The 26,530-nt window shown below is 71.4% G+C and carries 25 protein-coding genes; 15 read left to right on the top strand and 10 right to left on the bottom strand.

Features of this window, described 5'->3' with window-relative positions:
- Positions 1-866: 866 nt before the first annotated feature.
- Genes hemA through WME85_RS29495 form a run of 7 tightly spaced genes read left to right on the top strand, consistent with a single transcriptional unit; the run spans position 867 to position 9,511 of the window.
- On the top strand, positions 867-2,102 hold the full coding sequence (hemA, locus tag WME85_RS29525) for a 5-aminolevulinate synthase (protein ID WP_437825992.1): 1,236 nt from the start codon (positions 867-869) through the stop codon (positions 2,100-2,102).
- Between the two features lie 32 nt (positions 2,103-2,134).
- On the top strand, positions 2,135-2,980 hold the full coding sequence (locus WME85_RS29520; RefSeq protein ID WP_437825990.1) for a TauD/TfdA dioxygenase family protein: 846 nt from the start codon (positions 2,135-2,137) through the stop codon (positions 2,978-2,980).
- A gap of 16 nt (positions 2,981-2,996) precedes the next feature.
- Positions 2,997-3,950 (top strand): 3-oxoacyl-ACP synthase III family protein, encoded by a 954-nt coding sequence (locus tag WME85_RS29515; RefSeq protein WP_437825987.1) that lies wholly within the window; start codon positions 2,997-2,999, stop codon positions 3,948-3,950.
- Positions 3,951-3,961: 11 nt separating this feature from the next.
- A complete protein-coding gene (locus WME85_RS29510) occupies positions 3,962-5,215 on the top strand; it encodes an ATP-grasp domain-containing protein (RefSeq protein ID WP_437825985.1) in 1,254 nt (417 codons plus the stop codon).
- Positions 5,212-6,393 carry an MFS transporter gene (locus WME85_RS29505; RefSeq protein ID WP_437825984.1) on the top strand — a complete coding sequence of 394 codons (1,182 nt, stop codon included), beginning with the start codon at positions 5,212-5,214 and terminating at the stop codon, positions 6,391-6,393. The genes WME85_RS29510 and WME85_RS29505 overlap by 4 nt, the downstream gene beginning before the upstream one ends.
- Positions 6,390-7,760, top strand: a complete 1,371-nt coding sequence (locus WME85_RS29500) for a phenylacetate--CoA ligase family protein (protein WP_437825982.1) — start codon at positions 6,390-6,392, stop codon at positions 7,758-7,760. Before WME85_RS29505 ends, WME85_RS29500 begins: the two co-directional genes overlap by 4 nt.
- A gap of 14 nt (positions 7,761-7,774) precedes the next feature.
- Positions 7,775-9,511, top strand: a complete 1,737-nt coding sequence (locus WME85_RS29495) for a dipeptidyl-peptidase 3 family protein (protein ID WP_437825980.1) — start codon at positions 7,775-7,777, stop codon at positions 9,509-9,511.
- A gap of 136 nt (positions 9,512-9,647) precedes the next feature.
- Here the strand turns inward: WME85_RS29495 and WME85_RS29490 are convergent, their stop codons facing one another.
- Positions 9,648-10,076 carry an STAS/SEC14 domain-containing protein gene (locus tag WME85_RS29490; protein ID WP_437825979.1) on the bottom strand — a complete coding sequence of 143 codons (429 nt, stop codon included), beginning with the start codon at positions 10,074-10,076 and terminating at the stop codon, positions 9,648-9,650.
- 44 nt (positions 10,077-10,120) lie between these two features.
- Positions 10,121-10,549 carry a hypothetical protein gene (locus tag WME85_RS29485; protein ID WP_437825978.1) on the bottom strand — a complete coding sequence of 143 codons (429 nt, stop codon included), beginning with the start codon at positions 10,547-10,549 and terminating at the stop codon, positions 10,121-10,123.
- A gap of 322 nt (positions 10,550-10,871) precedes the next feature.
- Between WME85_RS29485 and WME85_RS29480 the strand changes: the two genes are divergently transcribed.
- Positions 10,872-12,344 carry a thioredoxin family protein gene (locus WME85_RS29480; RefSeq protein WP_437825976.1) on the top strand — a complete coding sequence of 491 codons (1,473 nt, stop codon included), beginning with the start codon at positions 10,872-10,874 and terminating at the stop codon, positions 12,342-12,344.
- 37 nt (positions 12,345-12,381) lie between these two features.
- Here the strand turns inward: WME85_RS29480 and WME85_RS29475 are convergent, their stop codons facing one another.
- The 3 genes from WME85_RS29475 to WME85_RS29465 form a co-directional block, all read right to left on the bottom strand.
- On the bottom strand, positions 12,382-13,188 hold the full coding sequence (locus WME85_RS29475) for a hypothetical protein (RefSeq protein ID WP_437825975.1): 807 nt from the start codon (positions 13,186-13,188) through the stop codon (positions 12,382-12,384).
- Positions 13,189-13,225: 37 nt separating this feature from the next.
- Positions 13,226-14,071 (bottom strand): aldo/keto reductase, encoded by an 846-nt coding sequence (locus tag WME85_RS29470; protein WP_437825973.1) that lies wholly within the window; start codon positions 14,069-14,071, stop codon positions 13,226-13,228.
- A gap of 277 nt (positions 14,072-14,348) precedes the next feature.
- Positions 14,349-15,257, bottom strand: a complete 909-nt coding sequence (locus tag WME85_RS29465) for a PP2C family protein-serine/threonine phosphatase (protein ID WP_437825971.1) — start codon at positions 15,255-15,257, stop codon at positions 14,349-14,351.
- 92 nt (positions 15,258-15,349) lie between these two features.
- On the opposite strand from WME85_RS29465, the gene WME85_RS29460 reads away from it, so the two are divergent.
- From WME85_RS29460 to WME85_RS29430, 7 genes are all read left to right on the top strand, one after another.
- Entirely contained in the window at positions 15,350-16,294 is a 945-nt protein-coding gene (locus tag WME85_RS29460) for a phosphotransferase family protein (RefSeq protein WP_437825970.1), read from the top strand.
- 167 nt (positions 16,295-16,461) lie between these two features.
- The gene (locus WME85_RS29455; protein WP_437825968.1) at positions 16,462-18,327 is read left to right on the top strand and encodes a protein kinase domain-containing protein; all 1,866 of its coding nucleotides are present in this window, start codon (positions 16,462-16,464) and stop codon (positions 18,325-18,327) included.
- Between the two features lie 58 nt (positions 18,328-18,385).
- On the top strand, positions 18,386-19,027 hold the full coding sequence (locus WME85_RS29450; protein WP_437825966.1) for an FHA domain-containing protein: 642 nt from the start codon (positions 18,386-18,388) through the stop codon (positions 19,025-19,027).
- Complete coding sequence (locus WME85_RS29445) at positions 18,985-19,239, top strand: helix-turn-helix domain-containing protein (RefSeq protein WP_437825964.1); 255 nt, start codon at positions 18,985-18,987, stop codon at positions 19,237-19,239. Before WME85_RS29450 ends, WME85_RS29445 begins: the two co-directional genes overlap by 43 nt.
- A 299-nt stretch (positions 19,240-19,538) precedes the next feature.
- A complete protein-coding gene (locus tag WME85_RS29440) occupies positions 19,539-20,285 on the top strand; it encodes a hypothetical protein (RefSeq protein WP_437825962.1) in 747 nt (248 codons plus the stop codon).
- Between the two features lie 103 nt (positions 20,286-20,388).
- Positions 20,389-20,586: a hypothetical protein gene (locus WME85_RS29435; RefSeq protein ID WP_437825960.1), complete on the top strand. Its 198-nt coding sequence runs from the start codon at positions 20,389-20,391 to the stop codon at positions 20,584-20,586.
- A 296-nt stretch (positions 20,587-20,882) separates the two neighbouring features.
- Positions 20,883-22,217: a DUF1552 domain-containing protein gene (locus WME85_RS29430; RefSeq protein WP_437842378.1), complete on the top strand. Its 1,335-nt coding sequence runs from the start codon at positions 20,883-20,885 to the stop codon at positions 22,215-22,217.
- A gap of 168 nt (positions 22,218-22,385) precedes the next feature.
- On the opposite strand, the gene WME85_RS29425 is transcribed toward WME85_RS29430, so the two are convergent.
- From WME85_RS29425 to WME85_RS29405, 5 genes are all read right to left on the bottom strand, one after another.
- Positions 22,386-23,003, bottom strand: coding sequence for a glutathione S-transferase family protein (locus WME85_RS29425; RefSeq protein WP_437825958.1), 618 nt, complete (start codon positions 23,001-23,003; stop codon positions 22,386-22,388).
- 126 nt (positions 23,004-23,129) lie between these two features.
- Positions 23,130-23,894, bottom strand: a complete 765-nt coding sequence (locus WME85_RS29420) for a YkgJ family cysteine cluster protein (protein ID WP_437825956.1) — start codon at positions 23,892-23,894, stop codon at positions 23,130-23,132.
- 6 nt (positions 23,895-23,900) lie between these two features.
- Positions 23,901-24,584, bottom strand: coding sequence for a uracil-DNA glycosylase (ung, locus tag WME85_RS29415; RefSeq protein ID WP_437825954.1), 684 nt, complete (start codon positions 24,582-24,584; stop codon positions 23,901-23,903).
- A 7-nt stretch (positions 24,585-24,591) separates the two neighbouring features.
- Complete coding sequence (gene nth / locus WME85_RS29410; RefSeq protein ID WP_437302349.1) at positions 24,592-25,224, bottom strand: endonuclease III domain-containing protein; 633 nt, start codon at positions 25,222-25,224, stop codon at positions 24,592-24,594.
- A gap of 36 nt (positions 25,225-25,260) precedes the next feature.
- Positions 25,261-26,397 (bottom strand): penicillin-binding transpeptidase domain-containing protein, encoded by a 1,137-nt coding sequence (locus WME85_RS29405; protein ID WP_437825953.1) that lies wholly within the window; start codon positions 26,395-26,397, stop codon positions 25,261-25,263.
- Positions 26,398-26,530 lie beyond the last annotated feature (133 nt).

Genomic DNA, 26,530 nt, shown 5'->3' with positions numbered 1-26,530 from the left:
GCGCCCGAGCCGGAGCTCACTGCCCTGCCCGGAGCCGATATCTGAACGGCGATGCTTCCGCGGCGCCTCGAGGTGTCCATGGCTGCCGCACCCGCGATCGCGACGGCAGCGCGGGCGGGGCCCGCGCGAGCCGCTCACCGGAGCGCCCGTGGATCATCATGCAAGGGCGAGTCCGGCGAGCTCCCGGGCGTCATCCTGCGCGGCCCGGGCGGCCCAGCTGTCGTCGTGGACCGTCTCCGGAGCTCTCAATCGAGGAGACTCAGAAGTGCTTCCCGATCTGGCGCCCCACTATGTGTCTTCGCTCTCTCCGCGCCTGCGAATAGCACGTTTCTGACATCTCGAGTCCTGGCATGGAGGCTCGAATGGCCGATTCGATGGGTTCATCTCTCCATGAGGCGGGCAGTATCCGACCGGCTGCTGGCTGGTTGCTGGCCGGCGCTGGCCGGCACTGGCCGGCGCTGGCCGGCCCGATTGGATAGATCGAGCCGCAGTGGCCGGTAGGCCATGATCGTCTGTTAAGGCTCCTTGAAGGCAGGCCGTGCCAAGTTAAGAAATCGGGGCGCGCGATGTCGAAATCCTGCCTTTTTCGCGGGGGCGCGCCGGCGCGTAAGCCCATGGAATCGCGTCTCTTTTAGGCGCGGCGGAGGCGCCTGGAGGGGCCATGGCCCGATCGAGTCATGTCAGATTTGGAATGCGCGGATCTAATATATCGTTCAGAACCGCGCGGCCGCATCGGGGCGACGTCCTGGATAGGATGTCGGCGGACTTGCGGCCTGATCGTACGGCGCCGTTCTCGCAGCGTGCGCTCGCGCCATAGACCAGCGGACGGGCGGGGACGCGGCCGTACATACAAGGAGACATCGCACGTGACGCAGACGACTCCCGTCAGTTCTCGCAAGCAACGCAACGTCCTCGTGAAGGCGGCGGCGGATTTCGTCACCAAGGCCATGGTGGACGGCAGCTACCGGACGTTCCTGCCGCTCCGCCGGCTCGCCGATGACTACCCCAACGCCTGTTTCGAGAAGCGCGGCGCGCAGCACAAGATGAGCGTGTTCTGCAGCAACGACTACCTCGGCATGAGCAATCACGAGCGCGTCGTGGCCGCCGCCCGCAGGGTGCTCGACGAGCAGGGCCTCGGCTCCGGCGGATCGCGCAACATCTCCGGCACGTCGCTCCACCACGTGGAGCTGGAGGCGGAGCTGGCCGCCCTGCACGGCAAGGAATCGGCCCTGGTGTTCAACAGCGGATACGTCGCGAACGACGAGACGCTGGGGGTCATCGGCAAGCTGATGCCCGAGCTCATCGTGCTATCGGACGGCAAGAACCACCGGTCGCTCATCGAGGGCATCCGCAAGAGCGGGCTCAAGAAGGTCATCTTCGAGCACAACTCGGTCTCGGATCTCGAGGCCAAGCTCAAGGCGTTGCCGGCGGACGCGCCGAAGCTGATCGTCCTCGAGTCGATCTACTCGATGGACGGGCACTTCGGGCCGCTCGAGGAGGTGTGCCGCCTCAAGCACCGCCACAACGCCATGATCTTCCTCGACGAGACCCACGGCGTCGGGGTCTACGGCCGCACCGGGGCCGGCGTGGCGGACCACATGGGCCTCGGGCACGAGATCGACATCGTCCAGGGGGGCTTCGGCAAGGCGCACGGGGCGACGGGCGGCTACGTGGCCGGGGACGCGTTCCTCGTCGACGCGGTCCGGCTCATGGCGCCGGGGTTCATCTTCACGACCTCGCTACCGCCCCTCGTCCTCGCCGCCGCGCTGGAGTCGGTGCGGCACCTCAAGCAGAGCAACGTCGAGCGGGAGCGGCTCTTCGCCAACGTGAGCCTGCTCAAGGACGAGCTCCGGCGCCACGGCCTGCCGGTCATGGACAGCCCGAGCCACATCGTGCCGGTGCTGATCGGCGACTCGTTCCGTTGCAAGAGCATCTCGGATGCCCTGCTGAAAGAGCACGGCTTCTACGTGCAACCCATCAATTTCCCGAGCGTGCAGCGCGGTCAGGAGCGGCTCCGCGTGATCGTGTCCTCCGCGCACTCGGAGCGCGACATCCGCGCGTTCGTCCTCGCGCTCTCGCGCATCGTGGCCGCTGTCAGCTGAATTCAACAACCATCGTCACTGGAGAGATTCACATGAGCTACAAGCTGAGGCCTCTTTCGAAGTACTTTGGTGTCGAGCTCGTCGGCTTCAACGCGCGGCGCGACGCCGGCGGGACGGAGCTGCTCGACCTCCTGCTCAAGCACCAGCTGCTCCTGCTGCGCGATCAGGACCTGACGGCCGCCGAGCTCGTCGAGGTGGGCCGGGGCATGGGACCGATCCTGCCCTTCTTGCTCTCGAACTACCGGCACCCGGAGTTCAACGAGATCCTCGTCACGTCGAACGAGAAGGTGAACGGCAAGCCCATCGGCGTCGCGCGCGTGGGCAACTTCTGGCACTCGGACTCGTCGTACATCGCGAGCCCCGCGAACACGACGCTACTCCACTCCATCAAGGTGCCGCCGACGGGGGGGGACACGCTGTTCGCCTCGATGTATCTAGCGCTCGACGAGCTCTCGCCGGAGCTGCGCGAGACCCTCGAGGGGCGGACCGCCGTCCACACGATCCGCAAGCGCTACAAGGTGACGGCGCAGGACGTGGGCCAGTCGCTACGGGAGATTGACGATCGGCTGAAGCTCACCATCCCGGACGTCACGCACCCCGTCGTCCGCAAGCACCCGCTCACCGGGCGGCCCGCGCTCTACATCAGCGAGGGGTACACGCTGAGCTTCGAGGGGATGAGCTGGGAAGAGAGCCAGGAGATGCTCGAGAAGCTGCACGCCCACGCGACGCGCGAGCACGCCATCTACCGCCACCACTGGCGCGTCGGCGACATCCTGATCTGGGACAACCCGTCGCTGATCCACGCGGCCATGGCCTCCGACCCGGAGATCCCGCGCACGATGCACCGCCTGTCCATCGAGTCCGGCGTGACGCGCTGATCGCACAGAGGAAAGCATGTTCGGCATCGTTGACATAGGGCTGGGCATCCCGACGACGCGCATGAGCGCCTTCGCGATCAGCGCGGCGTCGGGGGTCCCGATCGAGTTCTTCACGGACAAGATGCAGCTCGCCTCCAAGCCGGTGGCGAAGGGGCGACGATGCGTGGATCTGGCGCTGGAGGCGATCGAGGATCTGAAGGCGCGCCACCCCTTCGCACCGGACAGCATCGATCTCCTGGTCTACGCGTCGACCGGCCTGAACGACCACGCGTTCTGGTCGCCGGCGTGCAAGATCCAGGAGAGCATCGGCGCGAGGGGGGCCTTCTGCTTCGAGCTGAGCAACGGCTGCAACTCGCTGAGCGCGGCGCTCCACGTGATCAAGGGGCTGATGCTGGCGACCCCTTCCTACCGGCGAGCGCTGCTCGTGTGCGCCGACACGCTGTCGGCGTACGTCGATCACGCCGATCCCGGGTCGAAGAGCCTCTTCAACTTCGCCGACGGCGCCTCGGCGCTCCTGTGCGACCGGTACTCGCCCTCGCTCCACGTGCTGTCGAGCGCGTTCGCGTCCGACGGCACGTACGTGGACCTGTACAAGCTCCCCCGGGGCGCACAGGCGATCGTCACGGAGCCGATCACGGCCAGGGTGGGCCTCCACGAGCAGTACCTGCACTACATCACGAGGCTCGTGGGGCAGGTCATCGACGAGGCCAACCTGAAGGCGCGGGACATCGACTATCTGTTCATGAACCAGGGCGACCAGCGCGTGCTGCGCGAGGTCCTCGCGCACTTCGGCCTCAATGACGCGCAGTCGTTCCTGAGCTTCCGCGACCACGGGCACCTCGGCTCCACGGACACGGCCCTCGCGCTCGCCGACGGCATCCGGACCAGCAGGCTCCGCCCGGGCCAGCGGATCGTCGTCGTGTCGAGCGGCGTGGGCTTCTCGTGGGGCGCGAGCCTCATCCAGGTTTGAAAGGTCCTTTTATGAAGATTCTCATCATGCACACCGTGCCGTACAAGAAGATCGAGTACCACCGCGCGCTCGATCACCGGGCGCACGACGTCACGTACGTGGGCACCGAGGCGCGCGTCGCGGATCTACCGGCCGACCTTCCCTGCAAGAGGCTCGTCATCCCGGGCGCCGCGGACCGTCACGTGGAGATCAACGCGATCGTCTCGCCGGCGGACGGCTACGAGATGGTCATGGCGCTGTCGGAGTTCGACCTGCACGAGGCGGGCAAGGTGCGAGAGCACCTCGGGATCCCGGGGCCTCGCTACGATGAGCTCTTGAGGTTCAAGGACAAGATCCTCATGAAGCGGCTCGTCGCGGCGGCCGGCCTGAGGAGCCCGCGGAACCTCGACCTGAGGACGCTCGAGAAGGGCGCCACGGTGGCGTCCGTGCCGTGGGAGGGGCGCACCATCCTGAAGCCGACGCTGGGCGCGAGCAGCGTCGGGGTGCACGTCTTCGGCTCGCCGCGCGAGGCGCTCGACTTCGTCACGCGGCCGGAGAACCACGAGTATTACGCGGACGGCGAGCTAGAGGAGTTCGTCGACGGGCCCATCCTGCACGTCGACGGCGTGATGGATGGAGGCCACCCGCGCCTCATCGTGGCGAGCCGCTACGTCAACACGCCGCTCGAGTACGCCTGGGGCACGAAGCCGCTCGGCTCGGCGCAGTTCAAGATGTCGGACGAATACCGGGCGTTCTTCCTCGATTGCCTGCGCGCGGTCGGCATCGTCGACGGCGCCTTCCACCTGGAGGTGATCGAGGGGCCGGGAGAGCTCGTGTTCCTGGAGGTCGCCAACCGCGCGGGCGGCGCCGACGTCATCCCGACCACGGAGGCGTCGACCGGCGTGCACATCCCGACCGAGGAGATCGACGTCCTCCTCCGGGCGCAGGCGCGGCGGCTCGGTCGCCCGTTGCCCCCGCGCCCCGTCCGCGAGGTCACGAAGACGGAGGGGCCGTGGTTCGGCTGGCTGGTCGTGCCGGGCCATCACTTCCCCGAGGACTCGTGCCGCGTGTCGACGCCCGACTGGCTCCCGAGCTCGGGCGCGGTCGTGAAGCTCCGCGTCGCGCAGCCCCCGGACCGGCTGAAGAAGTCGGTGACGCACCAGTACTGGGAGGTCCCCGCGGCGGCCATCCTGCGCGGCGGGGACGACGCGGAGCTGGCCGAGGTCGTGAGGCGGCTCGGCGAGGAGATCCGGGTCGTGCCGCACGCGGCGGAGGTGGTCGCTTGAAACGGCGCCTCCTGACCGCGACGCTCCTCACCAACGTTGCCGATGGGATGCACACGCTGGCGCTGGGCAAGTTCCTGTTCGACCGCACAGCGGCGGTGTCGTCCTTCGCCTTCGTGCTCGGCTTCGACTACCTGATCGGCGTCCTGAGCCAGATCTACGCGGGGCCCATCGTCGACCGGCTCAACCCGAAGATCGTCGCGTCGGCCGCCGGGATCAACCGCGCGCTCATCATGGTGGCCCTCGCCGCGCTGGCGATCTATCCCGGGCACGAGGCCACCCTCGCCGTCGTGGCGCTCTCGGCGCTGCTCAAGGTGGGCTCTCACTTCTACAAGACGGCGGCGTTCGCGCTGGTGCCGGGCGTGGTGCCGCCGGAGGAGCAAGGCCGGTACTCGTCGCTCGCGATGCTCTTGCTCCAGCTCGGCCAGCTGCTCGGCGTCGGGGCGGTCGGCGTGCTGCTCTCGCACCTCAGCTACTCGGTGGTGTTCCTGATCGACGCCGCGCTGTTCCTGGCCACGAGCCTGATCCTCTGGAAGATCGAGGCCTCTGGCGGCGCGCCGCGGCGCGCGGCGTTCGTCTCGATCGCGCAGGTCATCAAGGACTGGAAGGAGCTCGCGCAGGGCATGCGGCGCACGCCGTCGCTGCTCGTCCACGTGGCGATATCGACCGGGGATCTCGCCGTGATGGCGTGCCTGAACCTCATCCTCGTGCCGCTCGTCAACAGCCGGTTCGGCGGCGACACGGTGTGGCTGTCGGTGCTGGACGGCGCCTTCGCGGCCGGGGCGGTCATCACGTTCCTGCTCGCGAAGAAGCAGTTCAATCCGCGGCACCTCGTCGCCTTCCAGCTGCTCCAGATCGTGTTCCTCGCGGTCATCACCCTCGCGTCGAGCAGGGCGGCGATCACCGCGTCGTTCCTGGGGCTCGGGGCCGCGATCGGCTTCACCAACGCGCTGCTCACCTCGAAGCTCTACCAGCGGATGCCGCCGGAGCAGAAGGGCCGCATATCGAGCTTCCGCTTTCTCCTGGTGTCCATCGTCACCGTCCTCGGCATCGGCGGCACGACCAAGCTGCTCAGCTGGAGCGCGCCGTGGGGCGTCGGCTTCATCGCGGGCATGGCCGCCCTGTTCTGCCTCGTCACCGTCACAGTCGGCCGTCAGGCCTTTTCGGAGGGAATGTCATGAGCATGAGAAACGAGATCGCACCGGCGGCGCACGCGGCCCGGGAGCTCAAGACGGAGATCGCGGGACGGCTCGACCGGGTGCTCGCCGCGGCGCGGCGCGCCGAGTACTACGCGGGGATCCTGCCGCGGGACGCGACCGGCTTCGACGCTCTGGCGCTCGCCCCCATCACCTCGCAGAAGGCCTACAGCGACGCGATGATGACGTCGCCCGGGAGCCTGAAGAGCGGCGAGGAGCACGGCGGCGTGGTCCTCCAGACGGGCGGGACCTCCGGAGAGCCGAAGTTCTCGATCTACTCGGGCGCCGAGATCAAGGAGATGATCCGCTCGGGCGCCAGGATGCTGGGCCTGATGGGGGTCCGCGAGGAGCACAACGTGGCCAATTGCCTCGGCATCGGCGAGCTCTACGGCGGGCTGATCACGGTCGAGCACGAGCTGCTGGAGCTCGGGGCGCGCAGCCTGCCCTTCGGTCCCCACGTCGAGCCGGCCTTCTTCCTGAACGCCGCCCGCCGGGTGGGGGTCGACGTGATCTTCACGAACCCGCTCTTCTTCATGCACAAGCTGCGCAAGATCAACGAGGTCGACCCGACCTTCGGGTTCGAGCTGCTCCTCTACGGCGGCGCTGGCCTGTCGCCGGTGGACGCCGAGTGGCTGAGGACGAACATGGGCGTCAAGCGCATCTCCTCCGTGATTGCGTCGGTCGACGCCCTGCAGTTCGGCTTCCAGTGCTCGCATTGCACGGGGAACGAGCACCACACCCTCGACGACTTCAACCACGTCGAGATCGTCGACGAGGACGGCAATCCGGTGGAGGAGGGCGAGGAGGGGCGGATCGTGCTCACGTCGCTCTACCGGACGCTCTACCCGCTGGTCCGCTACGACATCGGCGATCGGGGCCGGTTCATCGACGAGCCGTGCGCGTGCGGCTCGCCCTACCGGAAGATCGAGTTTCTGGGCCGTGGGGGCGAGTTCCTGAAGCTCTCCGGCGACGCCGAGATCTGGGTGCACCAGCTCGTCAAGGCGCTCTCCGACGCGGCCCCCTCGGCCATGCAGTTCGTGCTCGAGCCCTACAAGCACAACGCCCACCTGGTGGTCCGCCTCGAGGGGAGTCACCTCGACGCCGCCGAGGTCCGCCGGAAGATCCTGGACCGCCTGCCGGTCCTGGGGAAGTCCGTGGAGCGGGGGTCGATCCTGGTGTCGGTCGAGGCGCTCGGGCCCGGCGCGCTGCCGCGGAGCTACCGCACCGGGAAGGTCCGGCTCGTGGTCGACCAGCGCTTCAAGGGCGCGCGGGAGGCCTCCCCGGCCCGGGAGGCTGGCAAGCGGCCCCCCGCGGTCGAGGACGGCGCGGCGGCGCTCTCGGGCGCGGAGTAGGCGGGGCAAAGGTCATGGCATCCGAGATCCTTGCCCGTCCCGGCGCTCTCCGACGCCTCGCGCGCCTCGCGCGCGCCGCGCTGGTCGCCGCGCTGCTGCCCGGCTGCGGGCCGGCGGCGCAGGCCAGCGCGCCGCGCGACCCCCAGGCGGCCCCGCCCGCGGAGGCGAGGCCGCTAGGGGAGGCCTCGCTGGCGCAGAAGGCCAAGCAGTTCGCGCCGGCCACGCTCACCGCGGACACGAGCCGACTCGCCCCCTCGGAGAAGGCGGCGCTCGCCAAGCTCGTCGAGGCGGCCAGGCTGATGGAGCCGATCTACGAGCGCCAGGTCTACGCCGACAACCCCGCTGTCCGCGAGCGGCTCACCGCGGACAGGACCCCGGAGGGGAGGCTCAAGCTCGATTACTTCAACATCATGCGCGGCCCCTGGGACAGGCAGGATCAGTTCCGCCCCTTCGCCGTCGATCGGCCCCACCCGGCGGGCGCGGGCTTCTACCCCGAGGACCTCACCGCCGACGCGTTCCACGACTGGAACAGGCGAAACCCGGCCGACAAGGCGCGCTTCGAGAGCCTGTACACGATCATCCGGCGCGAGGGCGACAGGCTGGTCGCGATCCCGTACAGCGAGGCGTACGCCGAGTGGCTCGGCCCCGCGGCGGAGCGGCTGCGCGAGGCCGCGGCGCTCACGAAGAACGAGAGCCTGAGGCGATTCTTGCTCTCCCGGGCGGCGGCCTTCGGCTCCGACGAGTACTACGCGTCCGAGAAGGACTGGATGGACGTGGACAGCGAGCTGGAGGTGACCATCGGGCCTTACGAGACCTACGAGGACAAGCTGCTCGTCCTCAAGGCGTCGTTCGAGGCCTTCGTCACGGTGAGCGACCCCGGCGCGTCCAGCAAGCTCGCCCGGTACAAGCAGCTCCTGCCTGAGATGGAGAGGAACCTGCCGATCCCGGCCGAGATCAGGGCCACGCGCGGCGCGGAGAGCCCGATCCGGGTGGCCGACCTGGTCTTCAGCTCGGGAGACGCCCGCAAGTCGGTCCAGACGGTGGCCTTCAGCCTGCCGAACGACGCGCGCGTGCTCGCCGAGAAGGGCGCGAAGAAGGTGCTGTTGCGCAACGTGATCGAGACCAAGTTCGACCGGATCCTGCGGCCGATCGCCGAGCGCACGCTCGACCCGGCGCAGCGCGCGCACCTGTCGGCCGAGGCGTTCTTCAACCAGACGCTCCTCCACGAGCTCTCGCACAACCTGGGGCCGGCGTTCGCGACGAAGGAGGGTGACAAGGTCGAGGTGCGGATCGCGCTCGGGGCGAGCCACTCCGCCCTGGAGGAGGCCAAGGCCGACGTCATGGGCGCTCACAACAACCTGTTCTTGATCCGGCGCGGCGACATGCCGCCGGATTTCCGGGACAGGCTGCTCGTGTCCTATTTCGCCGGCCTGTTCCGGAGCGTGCGGTTCGGCGTCGCGGACGCGTTCGGCAAGGGGGCGGCGCTGCAGATCAACCGCTTCCTGGAGGAGCGGGCCGCCGTCTTCGACCCGGCGACCCGGCGCTTCACGGTCAACCTCGACCGGCTGGAAGCGGCGATCCCCCGCCTCGTCCGCGACATCTGCGTGATCCAGCACCGCGGGGACGCGAAGGGCGCCGAGGCGCTGCTCGCGCGCTACGGCGTGGTCTCCGAGCCGATCCGGCTTTCGCTCGGCAACCTGGACGGGATACCGGTCGACATCCGGCCCGTCTATCCGCTCGCGGGCGAGTGAGGCCCGCCGCGGGGCCGGCGGCGCGAGGGCCCGGATGAACATCTGTCGTGGCCGCCGCGGCCGAGCTACCCTTGCCCGCGTGCGTCCCCCGGCCGCTCCGAGCCCGTCCCCCGCGTGGGCACGGCGGGCCGCGGGCTCACCCGGCGCCGGGCCTCGCCGCGATCTGCCCCCGCCGCGTCACGAGCCACGCCCGTGCGTCTGCCTCGTCCCTGGCGAAGTGGACGGCGATATCGGTGCCCGTGGCGAGCGCATAGGCCCGGATCACCAGCTCATTGATGACCCTCGCCGCGAAGCTCGCGCGGTAATAGGCGACGCCGCGGATGGGCGGCACCCTCGTCGCTTCCTCGAAGATGACTCTCCGGGACTCCGCCGGGATCCGGCCCAGCCCGGACATGTCGCCCGTGACCAGCGCGTAGCTCCGGCCCGCGAACCGCGCCGCGATGAAGTCGAAGAGCTCCTTCGCCTCGTCCGGCGCGAGGTCGCCCCGCAGCGTCAGCTCCAGGGTGTCCTCGTGTTCACCGACGCGGGCCGTGTGCTTTCCTATCCTCTGCACGCGCTCGATCATGTGATTCCACCCCCGATGTGTTCAGCGTGGCTTATCCGGCGTGCTCACGTGGGCTGCGCCGCGCCCGCGAGCTGCGCCCGGCGCCTCGCGAGCCACGCGCACGCCTCCGCCTCGTCCTTGACGAAGTGGACCGGAAGGTCGGCTCCCGTGGCGAGCGCATAGCCACGGACCACGAGCTCGGTGAGGACCCTCGCCTTGAAGCTCGCGCGGTGATAGACAAGCCCGCGGATGGGCGGGATCCTGCTCGCATCCGTGACGAGCAGCCTCCGCACCTCCGCCAGGACGTGGCCGAGCTCGGACATGTCGCCGGTGACCAGCATGTAGCTGCGCCCCGCGAACCGCGTCGCCATGAAGTCGAAGATCTGCTTCGCGTCGTCCAGCGTGACGTCGCCCCGCAGCGTCAGATCGAGGGTGTCCTGGTGTTCACCGACGCGGACGGTGTGCTTTCCTATCCTCTGCACGTGCTCGATCATGCGACTCCGCCCCTGATGTGTTCGTCCTGGCGGGCCCGGCGGCGCGAGCACCTGCCGGTAGAGAGAGACCATCTACGCGGAGCGATGACGGCGCGTCAACGTGGCATTCTCTTTCTACGCGGGCGAGCAGGGCGGCAGGCAGCTGACCTGCGAGGCGGCCTGCTCGCCCGCGCGCGGGCAGGCAGACGACACCGCCTGATCCGCAGCGCGCGGCGTCGCGCGCCGGCGGCTGGAGCGCCGGACCCGGGAGCGGCGCCAGGGCGCCGCCAGCGCCCGTGTCGCAGGGAGGGCGAGGCGGCCGCGACTGAGCTACCATGCCGGCGTGCGTCACCCCGCCTCGCTCGCCGCGCTGGTCTCTGCCCTCGCCTCCGCCCTCGCCCTGGCCGCCTGCGCGGCCGAGCCGCCGCCGCGCGCGCCCGCGCGCGCGACGCCGGCCGCCGCCGCGGCGCCGCCGCCCGCCGCCGTCGCCCCGGCGCCCGCCGCCAAGTCGGAGCCGGCGCGGCCGCCGCTCGCGTTCATCCACGACGACCTGCCGAGGGCGCGCGAGAAGGCCCGGGCCGAGGGCAAGGCGCTGTTCGTCGATGCGTGGGCGCCGTGGTGCCACACGTGCCTGAGCATGAAGCATCATGTGCTGACCGATCCGTCGCTGCGCCCGTTCGCCGATCGGGTGGTGTTCGCCGACATCGACACGGATCGGCCTGAGAACGCGCCGTTCCTGGAGCGACACGAGGTGACCGTGTGGCCGACGTTCTTCCTCCTCGAGCCGGCGAACGGCGATGTTGTCGGGCTCTGGCGGGGCGCGGCCTCGGTGGAGGAGCTGCGCGAGCTGGTCCGCGAGGCGCTGCTCACCATGGACTCCGAGGCTGCCGCGAAGCTGCCGGCGGACGACCCGAACCGCCTGCTCGTCGAGGCGAAGCGGGCCCACAGCGCCGGCGATCACGCCGCCGCCGCGTCCGCGTACCAGCGCGCCCTGGCGAGGGCCGGGAAGGACTGGCCGCGGCGCAGCGAGGCGCTGCTCGGCCTGCTGTCGTCGCTCCGCAAGAAGGACGCCGCGGCGTGCGCGGACGTCGGCAGGGCGCACGTCGGCGAGGTGAAGGGCGCGGCGCTCCCCGCCGATTTCGCGAGCGTCCTGCTCTCCTGCGCGGCCGCCCTCCCGGACCGCAATGCGCAGCGGGCCGCGCGCGAGGCGGCGGTCGCCCGGCTCCGGTCGATCGTCGAGAGCCCGCCCGCTGACGCGAGCGCGGACGACCGCGCGGACGCGTGGGGCCTGCTCGCCGAGGGGCTGGAGGCGCTCGGGGAGCCCGACAAGGCCCGCGCGGCGAACGAGTCGAAGCTCGCGGTGCTGGAGCAGGCCGCGAAGGAGGCGAGGGAGCCCGAGGCGGCGGCGGCCTACGATTACGGGCGGGCGATGGCGTACCTCGCGCTCTCGCGCGGCGACGAGGCGGTGGCGATGCTGAAGCAGCGCGAGGCGCAGATGCCCGCGTCGTACGAGCCGCCCGCGCGGCTCGCGCAGGTGCTCCACGCGATGGGCCGCGAGCCGGAGGCGCTCGCCGCGGTGGAGCGCGCGATCGGCCGCGCCTATGGCCCGCGCCGGCTGCGCTACCTGAAGCTCCGCGCCGAGATCCAGCAGAAGCTCGGCCAGCGCGCGGAGCAGGTGGCGACGCTGCGCGAGGAGGTGGCCGGGTACGAGGCGCTCCCGAAGGGCCTCGCGAGCCAGGCGGCCCTCGACGACGCGCGGCGGCGGCTCGCCGAGGCCGAGAAGGCGCAGCGCGGCGGCGGGGTGAAGAAGCGCTGACGGAGGCCGGGAGGCCGCGTCGAGGCCCGCGGCGCGGCTACCTGCAGCCGCCTTCCACCTCCAGGTCGGTGGCCCTGAGGACGACGGTCGCGGGCTCGTCCGGAAACGTGACCGTGACGTTGAGTCCGAGCGAGCACGGGAGGGTCGCCGCCGTCTCGATCTCCCACGTCAGCACCCCGCTGGCGCCCATGGCGTTCACGACCTTGCCGGTGGGGCTGAGGGTCCCCGGCGTGCAGTCGGCCGCCCGATCGGTCCTCTCGACGCGCGACACGCCCCAGGGCGTCGGGAGCGCGACGTTGAAGCCCTCCGGCGCCCCCTCGACCGGCGCGTCGGCGAACAGCATCACGCACCGGTCCGCCTCCGGGTCGGCCTTGTAAACGATGATGTGATCGAGCCCGCCGGGCCAGTAGGATGCAGCGTAGTCGACGGCCACGGGCTTCATGCAGGAGGTGCTCTCCGAGACATCCACCCCGGCTCCCTGTGCGGCGCACGCATTGCAGTAGAACTGGCCATCGCACCCGCAGGCGCCCGGGCAATCCGCGGGGCAGACCTCGGGCCGGGCGGAGCACTCGCCGATGGTGTCGAACGTTCCGCACGAGTCGTCAGGGAAGTCGCAGAACTCCTCCGCGCTGCAGGTGCCGCCGCTGCGCGCGCCGCAGGCGACCGGCGCCTCGCCGCCGCCGCCCGAGGTCGAGCTCGTGGCGCCGCCAGCGCCGTCCGAGGTCGAGCTCGTGGCGCCGCCAGCGCCGCCGGCTCCGCCGCTGCCAGGCGGGGTGTCGACGGAGCCGCCGCAGGCGGCGAGGAGGAGCCCGAGGAGCGCCGAGCCGAGGAATGGTTGTCTCATGGGCTGAGCATGCCACGACCGGCCGGCCAGAGCCGCATCAGAGCGTCGGCAGCACGCCGCGGTCGCGGCCGAGCGGGAACGCCGTGTCGAGACGGGCGAGGTCCTCGCTGGTGAGGCGCAGGTCCCCCGCGGCCGCGTTGTCGAGCGCGTGCGCGGCGCTCGCGGCCTTGGGGATCACGAAGACCGGCTGGCGCCGGAGCAGGAAGCGCAGCGCGACCTGCCGCGGCGTCGCGCCGCGGGCGGCGGCGATCGACGCGAGCACCTTGCCCGCCGTGCTGTTCGGCTCCGGGAACCGGCCCGAGCCGAACGGGCTGTAGGCCACGACCGCGATGCCGTGGCGCTCGCAGAGCGGCACGACCCGGTGCTCGATCGCCCGCTCGAGCAGGTGGTAAAGCACCTGGTTGCAGGCGATCTCGTTCGGTCCGGCGATGGCGATCGCCTTCGAGAGCTCCGCCTGGTCGAAGTTGCTGACGCCGAAATAACGGATCTTGCCTTGGTCCCTCAGGGCCTTGAAGGCGCGGAGGGTCTCCTCGAGCGGGTGCGCGCCGGGCCAGTGAAGGAGGTAGAGGTCGAGCCGGTCGGTGCGGAGCCGCTTCAGGCTGCGCTCGCACGCGGCGATCGTGCCGGAGTAGCTCGCGTTGTTGGGCAGCACCTTGGAGGCGAGGAACACCTCGTCACGGCGCCCCTCGATGGCCTTGCCGACGAGCGACTCGACCGCGCCCGAGCCGTACATCTCCGCCGTGTCGAGGTGCGTCATCCCCGCGTCGATGCCCCGCCGGATGGCGTCGAGGCAGGCCGCCTCGTCGTCGCCCTCCATCTGCCAGGTGCCCTGTCCGACCACCGGGAGCTTGATGCCCGTGAACCCGAATGCGCGCTGCTCCATTGACGATGACCTCCGCTCCATCCCGAAAGGACAGCATGCGGCTCCCTCCCTCGTCCGAGGCGAGCCTCCGCCCCGGGTGGGATCGCCGAGATCCCCGCGAAAAGCAAGCCCGAGCGCGCTCCGCCCGGGTCGAGGCCGGCTGTTTGGGGCGCCGGCCGCCCGCGCCCTCAACGTGGAAAATTCCTCTCGCGAGGACGGCTCACAAGGGCGATGAGCGGCTGTGTGGATTGCCCGCCGCGAGGCCTGGAAGAGATCGGCCGTGGGGGCGGTCGCGCGCTCAGGAGCGGCGGATAGAGGCTTCAGAAAACTTCGCGATCTCGACGACCTGTGGAGCGCTGTCGCCAGCCGGCGGGGCGAGCCACGGGCCGTCGAACCGCGCGACGACGACGGTCACGTTGTCGTGGCCTCCAGCGGCGAGCGCGGCCTCGATGAGCGCGCTCGACGCCGCCGCCGGGTCGGGGTGGGCGTCGAGCGTCGCGGCGATGTGCTGATCGTGGATGAGGTCGCTCAGCCCGTCGGTGCAGAGCAGCAGCGTGTCCTCGCGGCGGAGCTCCACGGCGGAGAGCGCGATCCTGAGCCGCTCGCGGAGCCCGAGCGCCTGGAGCATCACGCCCCGGTGCTCGAACGTGGCCGCCTCCTCGGGCTGCAGCTTGCCGCTCTCGAGCAGCGACTGGAGGAGGGTCTGGTCGCGGCTGATCTGCGTGAGGGCGCCGCCCCGGAGGAGGTAGGCGCGGCTGTCGCCGACCTGCGCGATCAGCAGGCGCTCGTCGCAGAGCGCGGCCACGGTGGCGGTGGTGCCGCTGCTGCGGTGCTCCGGGCTGCGGCGGGCGTTGTCGAGGACGGCGCGCCCGGCCGCGGCGATCGCGTCGAGCAGGCTGCGCTCGAGCGCGTCGCTCGACCGCGGCGCGGCCCGCGTGAGGGCGGCGTGGACGGTGCGCGCGGCGAGCCGGCTCGCGGCGTCCGGGGACGACGCGCCGCCGGAGCCGTCGTAGACGCCGAGCGAGAGGGCGAGCGGCGGCTCCGCCAGCGACTGGGCGGCGGCCGCCGGCCCGTGGGCGAGCCCGCGCGCGAGATCGCTGATCAGGAACGCATCCTCGTTGTGATCGCGGCTGAGCCCCACGTCGGTCCGGGCCGCCATGGCGACCGACGCGGCGCGCTCGGCGGCGGACGAGCGGTACACGGGCATGCGTGCATCGTACCCCGAGGTAGCCGTCCGAGGGAGGGCGCCGGGCGGCGCCGCGCCCTGGACGTGCCGCGCGTCTCGTGTGAAGAGGCCGCATGAGACCGCTGCCCAACCCCGAGCGCGCGTGGGAGCGCGCCGCGCCCGCCGAGACCCTGGCGCGCGCCGGGATCGACCTGGCCCGCGCCGACATCGACCTGGTTCGCGCCGAGGTCGAGCGGCGGATCGGGCCCTGCTCCGGCGAGATAGAGGTGCTCTCCGGCGGGCTCGCCAACCTGAACGTGCGCGTCGGATCCGGGCGCGTCGTGCGGGTGTACCTGCGGGACCCGGGCACGGCGTCGAAGGAGGCCAGCCTGCTCGCGCGCGGCTGGAGATCGTTCCGCGTCCCGGCGGTCCTGTCGGCGGGTGACGACTTCCTCGTCCTCGAGCACGTCCCTCACGGGCCCCTCCAGGACACCGCGGCGTGCGGCGCCGCGGCCGGGCGCGCGCTGGCGGAGATCCACGGCGTCGGCTTCGACAGGGCGGGCTTCCTGGGGCCGGATCTCGCCATCACCTGGCCGTTCGACGACTGCATCGGCGCGTTCCGGGCCCACGTCGACGCGGTCCTCGACAGGCTTGCTCCTGCGCTCCGCGACGCGCTGAGCGAGCCCGTCGGCGCGTTCCTCGACGCGAGCGCTGGCGCGCTCCGCGGGCTCGCGTCGGCGCCGGTGCTGCTGCACGGGGACTTCAAGGCGTCGAACCTGCACTGGCTCGCGTCCGGCGAGCTCCTCGTGCTCGACTGGGAGTTCGCGTACGCCGGACCGAGCCTGATGGATGTCGGGCAGATCCTTCGCTGGAGCCCTGGGCCCGAGTTCGTCGCGGCGTTCGCGGACGCCTATCGAGAGCGCACGCCGCTCCCGGAAGGGTTCGAGCGCTGGGCCGCGGCCTTCGACCTGTTCAACCTGGTGGGGCTGCTCGACGGGGTGGAGCCAGGCTCGCGCCGGGCCGTCGATGTCTGCGGACGGATTCTGAAGACGGTCGAGAGGGTCGAAGAGGAGAGCTGAGCTGATCGAACGAGGCGAGGGAGCACGCAGGATGGGCGACTCCTCGCGCGGTGTGTGCAGGGCGGGATCCACGAGGACGGCGCTGGAAGATCGCGTCGCCTGGCAATGCCGCTGCCGCCCCTGGATCACCCCTTCTGTTGGCCAGACCGCTGCGGTAACTATGGATCGTGCAGCTCCACCCCGGCGTCCGCGTCGACCGCTACACCCTGATCGAGCCCCTCGGCCGGGGAGGCCAGGGCGCCGTCTGGAAGGTCCGCGATCCGCTCGACGGGAGCCTGCGTGCCCTCAAGCTGTTCTTCCTCGGCGGCCTCGAGGCAGGGGCCGCGGAGCGCGCCCGGCGCGAGGCAAGGGCCGTCGCTGGCGCCGTGCATCCGGCCCTGATCCCCTGTCGCGCCCTCTTCGAAGCTCCTGCTGAGGGGGTGGTCGGGCTCGTCTTCGACTTCGTGCAAGGCCAGTCGCTCACGGACGTGGCGGCGCGGATGTCGCTCGCGCAACGCGGCGCCGTGCTGGCCCAGATCGCGGCCGCGCTGGCCCATGTACACGGTCTGGGCCTCGTGCACCGGGATCTCAAGCCGGCCAACGTGCTCGTCACGGATGCGTTCTGGGGCGCTGCGGATGCGCCCGGCAGCGTGCGGCTCATCGACTTCGGGATCGCCGCGCCTGCCGGAAACCCGAGGCCGCTGACGGCCACGGGCGCGGTCATCGGCACCGTCACGTACATGTCGCCAGAGCTGCTCGCGCCCGGGCTCTGGCTGCCGCCACGCGAAGGGTTCACGCGCGACGTGTTCGCTTTCGGCGTGCTCGCGTGCGAGCTGCTCTGCGGAGCCCATCCGACGGGCCTCTCTCCGGACGCGCCGGTGGAGGCGTTCGTCGATGCCTATGTCGCGGCGGAGCAGGGACATCGCCCCTGGCCTCCCCAGGCGCCGGACGCCCTCTGGGCCGACGTGATCCGCGGGTGCCTCGAGATCCAGCCGAGGCGGCGGCCAGCCGATGGCGCGGCGCTCCTGGAGAGACTCCGGACAGCGGCGGCGAGCCCGGAGCGGCTGCGCGTCGCGTGGCCGCGCGCGAACGAGACGGATCCGCACCTTGGCCCGACCGAGCTCCAGGTGCCGCCCGGGCGCGCCTCGTGGTCCGGACAGGTGCCGCCCGGGCGCGCCTCCTGGCCCGGACCGCAATCGAGCGACCCGCCCCGGACCACGCCGATGCCGTCGCCGCCGTCCGCGGCGCTGCGGCCCTCCGCCCCGAGGCTCTCGCCGGCGCCTTCCACGGCCAGGCCGCGGTGGTCTGCGGCGACGCCCGTCCCTGCGCCGAGCCTGCGCGCGATGGGCGCGGAGCCGCCCTCCACGCCCCGGTCGTCCGGCAGGGCGGGGCAGCCGGCGCTCCTCCTCGCCGTGGGGCTGGCGCTCGGGGTCGCTGCCTCCGCAGGCGCAGCGATGCTCGCAGGGCGCTCGGAGCCGGAGGCCGACGAGGTGGTGGCCATGGGTCAGCCGGCCGCGCCAGCCGTCGTCCCCGTGCGGCCCGAGCCGGTCCAGGTCGCGCCGCCGAAGCCGCCTGAGCCTGAGGTCACGCCGTGCTGCAGAAGGCAGGGCGACTGTCTTTCCAGGGGGATGACCTGTGTGTCCGTGCCGTGCGAGGACGTCGCCTTGCCGGATCGTTCCTGGTGGCTGCGGCTCGTGGGGGTAGCCCGGCGGCCGGAGGGGGACGGCGGGTTCAGCGAGGACATGGCCAGGACCCATCCGGCCGCAGAAGCATGCGTGCATCGCACGTCGACGGGCGAGGAGATCTGCGTCCCGTTCACGCAGGATCCGGCCGCGCGGGGCGAGATCGCGCGACTGCAGGTCACGACGGCCGAGCTCGTGCGCGGCGAGGTTACGGTCCGGGTGACGGAGGCAGGCGTGTCGCTCTCGGAGGGGCGCGTCGCGGCCAACCACGACTGGCTCAAGAGCGGCGTGCTGTGTCAGGGCCTGCTGCTGTACGTGGGGGAGAAGGCCAGCGCGTCAGTGCGCATCTCCGTTGCGCTGGACGCAGAGTGAGGGGCGCACGGCAGGCTCGCCGGGGAGCGGCCGCGCCGGTACCATGCAGGGCGGCGCGATGATCACCCTCCCGCCGCGCGATGTGCCCACGGACGAGCACCGGCCCCCGACCGGCACGAGCGGGGATCGGGGCTCTCCGGTGCTGCTCGCCGCGTTTCCTGTCAACGTCGTCGTGCCTCTGCCGTCCCCTGGCGTCGCCGTCGGGCGGACGTGGCTCGCAGCGGCGGGCGTCAACGACACCAAGATCTCGTCGAGCCACCTCCGCCTGACGCGTGCGGGAGGGCGGCTTCAGGTCGAGGACGTTGGCTCGCGCAACGGAACATGGCTCGATGGCCACCGGCTCCCTCCGCGCGAGCCGGTGCCGTTCGAGGATGGATCCGTCCTGCGCGTGGGCGAGACGCTGCTCGTCTATCGCGAGACGTACGCCGGGCGAGCGGCCCCGGAGCCGGCGATCTGCGGCCTCGCGGGCCCCTTCGGGCTCGGCGCTGCGCGCGCGGAGCTCGACCGGCTCGCCAGGCGGCCCGTGCTCAACGTGCTCATCACCGGGGAGAGCGGTACGGGCAAGGAGATGCTCGCCGAGGCGGTCGCGCGGGCCCTGGGGCGCGCGAAGGTGCCTGTGATGCGCGTCAACGTGATTGGCCCGAGAACGTGCGGGGCATGGGCCGGCTGGTCGCGGCGGCCGAGCCGGCGACGGGGCTGAAGCTCTCGCTCGTGGAGCAGGTGCTCGGCGTGCGCGCGGCGGTCGCCGCGGCGCCGCCGCCGACGCGGGAGGCGATACTGGAGGCGCTCGACGCTTGCGGCAACAACCAGGTACAAGCGGCGAGGCGGCTCGGGCTCTCCCGAGGTCAGCTGCTCCGGCGGCTGAAGGCCATCAAGCTCGAGGCCGGCGAGCGGCGCTCGCCCAGGCGGTGAACGCCGGACCTCCTGTCGCGTGCCGCGCCTTCGCGCCCGGCATGCCGGCGGCTGGCCGCGCGTTTCGAGGGTCGTAGCCAGCAGCCGAGGTGCCGGCGTACCGTGCTTCGAGCTGCCTCGCGGCTGATCGCGATCACCCGCACGGCCGCATGTACTGACCGCGATCACCCCGCGGCGCCGGTGCGTCGCTCGGGACTCCTGCCCTCTGCTCGCGTCGTCCTGCGTCGGTCCAGGGGCCGCGCGTACCGAGCTCCACCGCGAGACGCTGGCCGGCGGCTTGCAAATCTGGCCGAGAGCACATGACAACTCCCTCCTCGGCTGCTCCGGCGTCATCTCCTTCCGTGTCGAGCTCCGTGTCGAACGACTGGCAGGCCGTGCTTGCCGCGATCGCCCTCGCGATCCTGTCGTTCCTGATCGCGGCGCCGGCAGCGCTGCTCCTCCTGATCCTCTGGGCCGCTGTCCTGGCCATCGCCAGCGCAGGCCTCCTCGACGCGACCGGGGGCATCGATCGGGGTGCCCTCGACGCCGCCGTCGACCTCACGGGGACGGCGATCGCCTTCACGTCAGGGATGGCCTTCGCAGGCAAGCTCGTCGAGATCGGGCAACGCCGGTCGAGCGCTGTGGCGAGAGCTCTGGCGCCGCGCCCACCGTGGCTCTTCCGGCGCCCCTTCCTCGGCTTTGGCTGCGCGCTGCTGGTCGTCGATCTCGTCCTCATGCCGCTCGCGTACGCGGGCGTCGTCGAGGTGCCGAGCGCAATTCGCTGCGCCTGCGTCCTCGGAGGGGCAGCGGTGTTCCTGATCCTCGTCGCCTGTGCGCTCGCCAGGTTATGGTGGAGGGCGACGCGCGCGCTCTGGGCTGGCGCACGACGCTCCTCGTTCTTCGCGGGCGTCGTGACGGCGTGCGGCCTCGTCGTCGCCTTGACCGCTTGCTCCCTCGCGTGCGCTGCTGTCGGCGTCTCCTCCGCTCTCCGGCATGGAGGCTCGTCGCTGGGATCTGCGCCTCTGGCAGGCTTGCGGCTCAGCAGCGATGTCGTGGCGCCCTGGTGAGTTCCTCGTCGCTCGAGGAGGACATTCGAGGCGCAACGCGCCACCACCGATCCAACGAGAGCGACGGTTTGCGCTGTATACGAATTGACAGCAACACTCCATCGTGTTTGTCGCTGGCGACGAGCTCGGTGCGGAGCGGGCCGCGGCCTTCGATCTGTTCAACCTGGTGGGGCTGCTCGACGGGGTGGAGCCAGGCTCGCGCCGGGCCGTCGATGTCTGCGGACGGATCCTGAAGACGGTCGAGAGGGTCGAAGAGGAGGGGGCTTCGTCGGGGGCGACCAGACGCACGCTTCGACAGTAAAAATTCACCTTCGCGATATCTTCGTACGTGGTGAACCGGTTCGAGGGCCAGCTGCTACTGCTTGAGTACGACGTCCTTCTCTTCGCACCTGGATGGGTCGTCAGGCGCACCGAGGCCTTCGCCATGCGATCGAGCTCGGCACCGATTCCGTTCGCACGGTCCACGCGGACTCGAGCCACGGTGAAACGGCCCGACATGTCCTGTCCAGCGACAAGCCCCTCCGGGGACGCTTTCCACCCTCTGGCACCAGAACAGGATTGATGGCCATGTCGAAATTCCGCTTGAGCCGACGTGCCGTGCTGCGAGGCGCTGGCGCCATCGCCATCGCGCTCCCCTGGCTGGAGATCATGGGCCCCGAGCGCACGGCGCGCGCTGCCCCGGCCCCCGCCAAGCGTTTCCTCGCCGTCTATACGCCCGGCGGAACCTTGATTGACCGCTGGCGGCCGACCGGCACCGAGACGAGCTTCACCCTGGGCCCCATCCTGTCGCCGCTCGCGCCGGTGCAGGACCGGCTGCTCGTCGTCGACGGCCTCGACATGGACAGCGCGCGCGGTGAGCAGCACCAGGCCGGGATCCTCGCCTGGCTCACGGGCACGCCGCAACAGCTCGTGCCGGGCGGCTACGCGAGCGGGCCGTCCGTCGATCAGGTGATCGCCTCCCGGATCTCCGCCGGTATCAAGGCGAAGGCGAGCATCCAGCTCGCGGTGCGCTGGGCGACGGGCAAGTCCCACGGCCTGATGACGCCGATGAACATCGCCAATTTCGAGGACACCGCGTCGTACAGCCCCATCCCGCCGCGCCTCGATCCCGTGGAGATCTTCACCGAGCTCTTCGGCACGCTGGACCCCGGCGCCGGCGACGATGCCGCCCGTCGCCTCGCGCGCAAGAAGTCGATCCTCGACTTCCTCGACGGGCGCTACTCCGCCCTCGCCGCGCGGCTCGGCGCCGCCGACAGGCGGAAGATCGACCAGCACTTGACGAAGATCCGCGAGATCGAGCTGCGCCTCAGCACCACGCCGGCCGCTTGCCGGGCCCCGACGATGGTCGACACGTCCGACTACAACCCGCGCTCGGGGCTCAACTCCTCCGATACCGGCTCGATCAAGGACATCGCGACCGACGCGGCGATCCCCAAGGTGGGCAAGCTGATGACGGACATGCTGGTGATGGCGCTCGCCTGCGACATCACCGCGGTCGGCACCCTGCAGTGGAGCGACACCGAGGCGAAGTACACGTTGCCGTGGCTGAACCTGACCGAGCACCACCACTTCTACCAGGAAATGGGCGGCTTCAGGCCGGCCGAGTGCGAGCTCATCTACACCTGGTACTCGGAGCAGCACCTCTATCTCTTGCAGGAGATGGAGAAGGTCGACATGGGCGGGCACTCGCTGCTCGACGAGAGCGTCGTCTTCTTCGGCTCCGAGATCTCGGATCCGCCGACCCACATGAAGAAGAACATGCCGTTCCTGTTGGCCGGCGGCGGCGGGGGCCTGCGCGCCGGGCGCTGGCTCCGTTACCCCAACCGCCCGCACAACGACCTGCTCGTCTCGATCTTGAACCTGTTCGGCGACCCCCGGACGAAGTTCGGCGACCAGCGGTACTGCACCGGGCCGCTCACGAACCTGACGTAGCCATGCCGGCGGCGGGGCACCGGCTGGCTCGATCTCGACGGGAGGTCGCCGGTGCAGCAGGGGATATGGACACGAGATCATGCGCCGGGACGCGCGCGCGTCCCGGCGCCTCGGGCTACCTCGCTCGCCGGCGCTCGCGGCCGCCGGCTCGAGTCAGGGCGAGGACGTTCAGGAAGACACCTTCACCCAGGCCGGGCGCGCGCTGAGGCGCTTCCACCAGGTCGCGACGTTCTGCCGGTCGGTGATGAGCTCCCCGACCTTCGACACGACGAGACACTGGAGGTACGGCATGAACGAGATGTCGGCCAGCGAGTAGATCGAGCCCGCGAGGTACTCCTGGTTGCCGAGCGCCTTGTCGACCACGTCGAGCGCCCGCGCGACCTCGCCCTTCGCCGCCTCGACGATCGACTCGTCGCCCTGCTGGCCGAGCATCGGCATGATCACCCGCTGGTAGAGGATCTTGATGGCGGGCGTGGAGAAGTACGACTGCTCCACGCTGAGCCACTGATCCATGAGCGCCCTGGCCCTGAGCTCGGTCGGCGTCAGCGGCGCGCCGGGGAGCTTCTGGTCGAGGTAGCGGATGATCGCCCTCGACTCGTACAGCGAGAAGTCCCCGTCCTCGAGCACCGGGATCACGCCGAAGGGGTGGCGCGCGAGGTGGTCGGGCTGCTTGTGCTCGCCCTTCATCAGGTCGACGACCACGACCTGCGCCTCGTGACCCTTCTCGGCGAGCACCGTCAACACCTTGCGCGTACACGTGCTCATGGGATGTCCGTAGAGCTTCATGGAGCCTCCTTGTCCTGTGTCGTGGCGTGAGGCGCCGACCGGCGGCGCCCTCCGCGGCGCGCTAGACTAAACGGATTTCCCGGCCTGCCAACGCCCTCATGGGCCCGGGGCGGCCGCGGCGCGCGATCACGCCTCGCGCCGCCGGTCCTCCTGCCACTCGGCGTCGCGGGCCGCGGCGAAGACGGGGAGGCGCGCGAGCCAGCGCTCGCCGGCGTTCGGGCGCTCGAGCGCGATGCGCAGCGCGGCGATGAGCTCGAGCGGGGCGGCGTCGAGGCCCTGCTCCTTCGCGGCCCAGCCGAGGCCGGCGAGGACGGCGTTCGCGACCTCGTAGCTCGGGCGGTGCATCGGCGCCGTGGGGACGGCCGCGGGCGTGGCGAAGTGGCGCTCGCACGCCGCGGCGTCGAGGGAGTTCCAGCCCGCGCAGACCAGGGGGCGGACGGCGTGGATCGAGCAGGCGCCGCGCTCGTCGAGGAGCGGGCAGGGGACCCGCGCCTCGGCGCGCTCGAGGCGCGTGAGGCCGCGCGTCGCGGCGTCGGCGGCCCGGACGCGCTCCGCCAGCGCGGCGAGCTCCGCCGCGCTCCGCGTGGCGCGCAGGTGGGCGGCGATGCGGAGCACCTCCGGCGCCATCACGAGCACCTTGCTCACGCAGCAGGTCGAGCAGCCGGCCCTGCACGCGATCGGCCGAGCGGGCGGCTCGGCCGCCGCCGCGGCCTCCTCCAGCGCCTCGGCGCGCGCGAGCGCCGAGGCCGCCGCCGACACGGCGCCCGGCTCTGTGCGCGCGGCGAGCGAGAGCCCGAGCGCGGCGCGCTCGCCGTCGGCGATGCCCTCGAGGACGGCGGGCGTGTACCGGGTCGGCGGGGCGAGCGGCAGCGAGCGATTCTGCCGGCCCACCGCGCGCTACCCGAGCTCCGGGAGCCGCCAGTCGATCTCCGCCGCGCCGCGCGCGCGGAGCGCGGCGTTGATCGACGAGAACGGCTTGCTGCCGAAGAAGCCGCTCCGCGCCGACAGCGGCGAGGGGTGCGCCGCCTTGATGACCGTGTGGCGGCGCGCGTCGATGAGCTTCGCCTTCTTCTGGGCGTGGCCGCCCCACAGCACGAACACCACCCCGTCGGGCCTGTCGTTCACCTTCCTGATCACGGCGTCGGTGAACGTCTCCCAGCCCTGGTTCTTGTGCGAGTTCGGCGTGTGCGCCCGGACGGTGAGCACCGTGTTCAGCAGCAGCACGCCCTGGCGCGCCCAGGGGGTGAGGCAGCCGTGGCTCGGGATCGTGAAATCCGGGACGTCGGAGAGCGCCTCCTTGTACATGTTGGCGAGCGACGGCGGCGGCGGGACGCCCGGGCGCACGGAGAAGCACAGGCCGTGAGCCTGCCCCTCGTCGTGGTACGGGTCCTGGCCGAGGAGCAGCACGCGGACGCTCTCGTAGGGCGTGAGCCGGAACGCCGCGAAGACGTCCTCCTCGGCCGGGAAGACCCGGTGCGCCTTGCGCTCGGCCTCGAGGAAGCTCAGGAGCCGCTGGAAATAGGGCTGATCGAGCTCTCCGGCGAGCTCGCTTTGCCACGAGTCGGGCAGATCGATCTTCATCGCGCGCTCAGACTCCTTCCTTCGGGCAGAGCGCGCTCATGCGGCACTCGGCGCACTTGGGCTTGCGGGCGACGCAGGTGTAGCGGCCGTGCAGCACCATCGCGGGGCCGAAGAAGGTCCACTGGTCCTTCGGGACGAGCCGCATGAGGTCCTCCTCGATCTGCTCGGGCTTCTCGCGCTTCGAGAGGCCGATGCGCCCGCTGAGCCGGGCGACGTGCGTGTCGACGATGATCCCCGAGGGGAGGTTGAACGCGGTGTTGAGCACGACGTTCGCCGTCTTCCTGGCCACGCCCGGCAGCGAGGTGAGCTCGGCCATGGTCCCGGGCACCTCGCCGCCGAAGCGCGCGACGAGCTCCTGGCAGGCGGCCTTCACCGTCTTCGTCTTCTGCTTGTAGAAGCCGGTCGGCTTGAGCTCCTCCTCGAGCTGCTCGGTGGGCGCGTCGGCGTACGCCTGCGCGGTCGGGTACTTCTTGAAGAGGGTGGCGGTCACCCGGTTGACGCGCTCGTCCGTGCACTGCGCGGCCAGGATGGTCGCGACGAGCAGATCGAGCGGCGTCTCCCAGTCGAGCTCGTAGCGCGCGTCGGGGTAGGCCTCGCGCAGGTGCTGGAGGAGGAGCGGTACGCGGTCTCGGGCGTTCATGCAGCTCGCCAGCGTAGCCCAGCCCGGCGCCGGCTGTCAGCGCCGCCGGGCGACGGGGCCGGGGCGCTTCCTGCCGAAGTAGGTCTCGAGCAGCTCGCGGCCGACGAGGTTCGCCTTGGTGCGCCATGAGATGTCGTTGGCCAGCATCACCGAGACGGCGATCTCGGGGCGATCGGACGGCGCGAACGAGGCGAACCACGAGAACATCCGCGACGGGCTGCCGCCGACCAGCGTGCCGGTCTTGGCGGCGACGGGCATGGTGCCGAGGGCGCGGGTGCCGTCGGGCTTGCGGAACGCCTTGGCGCAGGTGCCCCGCCGCGTCGTGAGCTCGAGCATCGACCGGAGGGTGCGCGCGACGTCGGGCCGGAGGCCGCGGCCGTCGGCGCTGCGCGGCGCGGCGGCGTCCCCGCGGGCCGGCGCGCCCGGCGGCGCGAGCAGCGAGAAGCGGACGCGCTCGCCGTCGTTGGCGATGGTCTGCATCGCGAAGAGGGCGCCGAGCGGGCTGAGCTTGCCGCTCCAGAAGCCCGCGGCGGCGCGCGCGAGGCCGAGCGAGTCGGCCGGCACGTTCGCGGTGCTCGGCGCGACAGGGATGTCGATGGGGACCTCGCCTTCGAAGCCGAGGTCGCGGGCCTTGTCGTGCAGGTCGGCGGCCGTGAGGTGCTGGCCCGCGAGGCGGGCGAACACGCCGTTGATGCTGCGGCCGAGCGCCTCGCCGAACACCGTGCAGGTGGCGCCGCGCCCCTCGAGATCCCGCGCGGTGATCGCGCTCATGCCGCCCGTGTAGCAGACGGGCGTCGCGACATTCACCTTGCCTGCCTCGAGGAGCGCGGCCGCGGTGACGATCTTGAAGAGGCTCGCGCTCGGGGCGAGCGGGGTCGCGACGTAGTCCCTGCTGCCGCGGCTCGCCCACACGAGGATGCGGCCGGTGCGGACGTCGGAGGCGACGATGGCGCCCTCGGGGGCGCCGGAGCGGGCGAGGAGGCGCTCGGCGGCGCGCTGGAGCTCGGGGTCGAGCGTGAGGCGCACCTGCTTGCCCGCGGCGCCGACCGTGGCGTGGAACGCGCCGCCCTCGACGTGGAGCTTTCGGACGCCCGGCGGGGCCGGAGATGCCACCGCCGGCGCGAGCCACACGGCGGCCGCGGCGGCGAGCGCGAGGTGAAGACGCGAGCGCACCCGGGGCAGATGCCAGAGGGGGGGCGCGGGGGCCAAGTTTCGCGCAGCCGCGCCGCCGCCCTCGAGGATGAGGAGGGGCCCGGGTCGACCACGGAGCGCTCCGGTTGGCTCCTCGGGCCGCCGGTGGTTTGCC

Source organism: Sorangium sp. So ce1153 (assembly GCF_051521595.1).
In the GTDB taxonomy this organism is placed as follows: Bacteria; Myxococcota_A; Polyangia; order Polyangiales; family Polyangiaceae; genus Sorangium.
This window is presented reverse-complemented; position numbering and strand designations above follow the sequence as displayed.

Coding starts and splice junctions, on each gene's coding strand:
- WME85_RS29520 (WP_437825990.1), top strand. CDS start 2,135: ATGAGCTACAAGCTGAGGCCTCTTTCGAAGTACTTTGGTGTCGAGCTC.
- WME85_RS29515 (WP_437825987.1), top strand. CDS start 2,997: ATGTTCGGCATCGTTGACATAGGGCTGGGCATCCCGACGACGCGCATG.
- WME85_RS29510 (WP_437825985.1), top strand. CDS start 3,962: ATGAAGATTCTCATCATGCACACCGTGCCGTACAAGAAGATCGAGTAC.
- WME85_RS29500 (WP_437825982.1), top strand. CDS start 6,390: ATGAGCATGAGAAACGAGATCGCACCGGCGGCGCACGCGGCCCGGGAG.
- WME85_RS29495 (WP_437825980.1), top strand. CDS start 7,775: ATGGCATCCGAGATCCTTGCCCGTCCCGGCGCTCTCCGACGCCTCGCG.
- WME85_RS29490 (WP_437825979.1), bottom strand. CDS start 10,076: ATGATCGAGCGCGTGCAGAGGATAGGAAAGCACACGGCCCGCGTCGGT.
- WME85_RS29485 (WP_437825978.1), bottom strand. CDS start 10,549: ATGATCGAGCACGTGCAGAGGATAGGAAAGCACACCGTCCGCGTCGGT.
- WME85_RS29475 (WP_437825975.1), bottom strand. CDS start 13,188: ATGAGACAACCATTCCTCGGCTCGGCGCTCCTCGGGCTCCTCCTCGCC.
- WME85_RS29470 (WP_437825973.1), bottom strand. CDS start 14,071: ATGGAGCAGCGCGCATTCGGGTTCACGGGCATCAAGCTCCCGGTGGTC.
- WME85_RS29465 (WP_437825971.1), bottom strand. CDS start 15,257: ATGCCCGTGTACCGCTCGTCCGCCGCCGAGCGCGCCGCGTCGGTCGCC.
- WME85_RS29460 (WP_437825970.1), top strand. CDS start 15,350: ATGAGACCGCTGCCCAACCCCGAGCGCGCGTGGGAGCGCGCCGCGCCC.
- WME85_RS29450 (WP_437825966.1), top strand. CDS start 18,386: ATGATCACCCTCCCGCCGCGCGATGTGCCCACGGACGAGCACCGGCCC.
- WME85_RS29445 (WP_437825964.1), top strand. CDS start 18,985: ATGGGCCGGCTGGTCGCGGCGGCCGAGCCGGCGACGGGGCTGAAGCTC.
- WME85_RS29440 (WP_437825962.1), top strand. CDS start 19,539: ATGACAACTCCCTCCTCGGCTGCTCCGGCGTCATCTCCTTCCGTGTCG.
- WME85_RS29425 (WP_437825958.1), bottom strand. CDS start 23,003: ATGAAGCTCTACGGACATCCCATGAGCACGTGTACGCGCAAGGTGTTG.
- ung (WP_437825954.1), bottom strand. CDS start 24,584: ATGAAGATCGATCTGCCCGACTCGTGGCAAAGCGAGCTCGCCGGAGAG.
- nth (WP_437302349.1), bottom strand. CDS start 25,224: ATGAACGCCCGAGACCGCGTACCGCTCCTCCTCCAGCACCTGCGCGAG.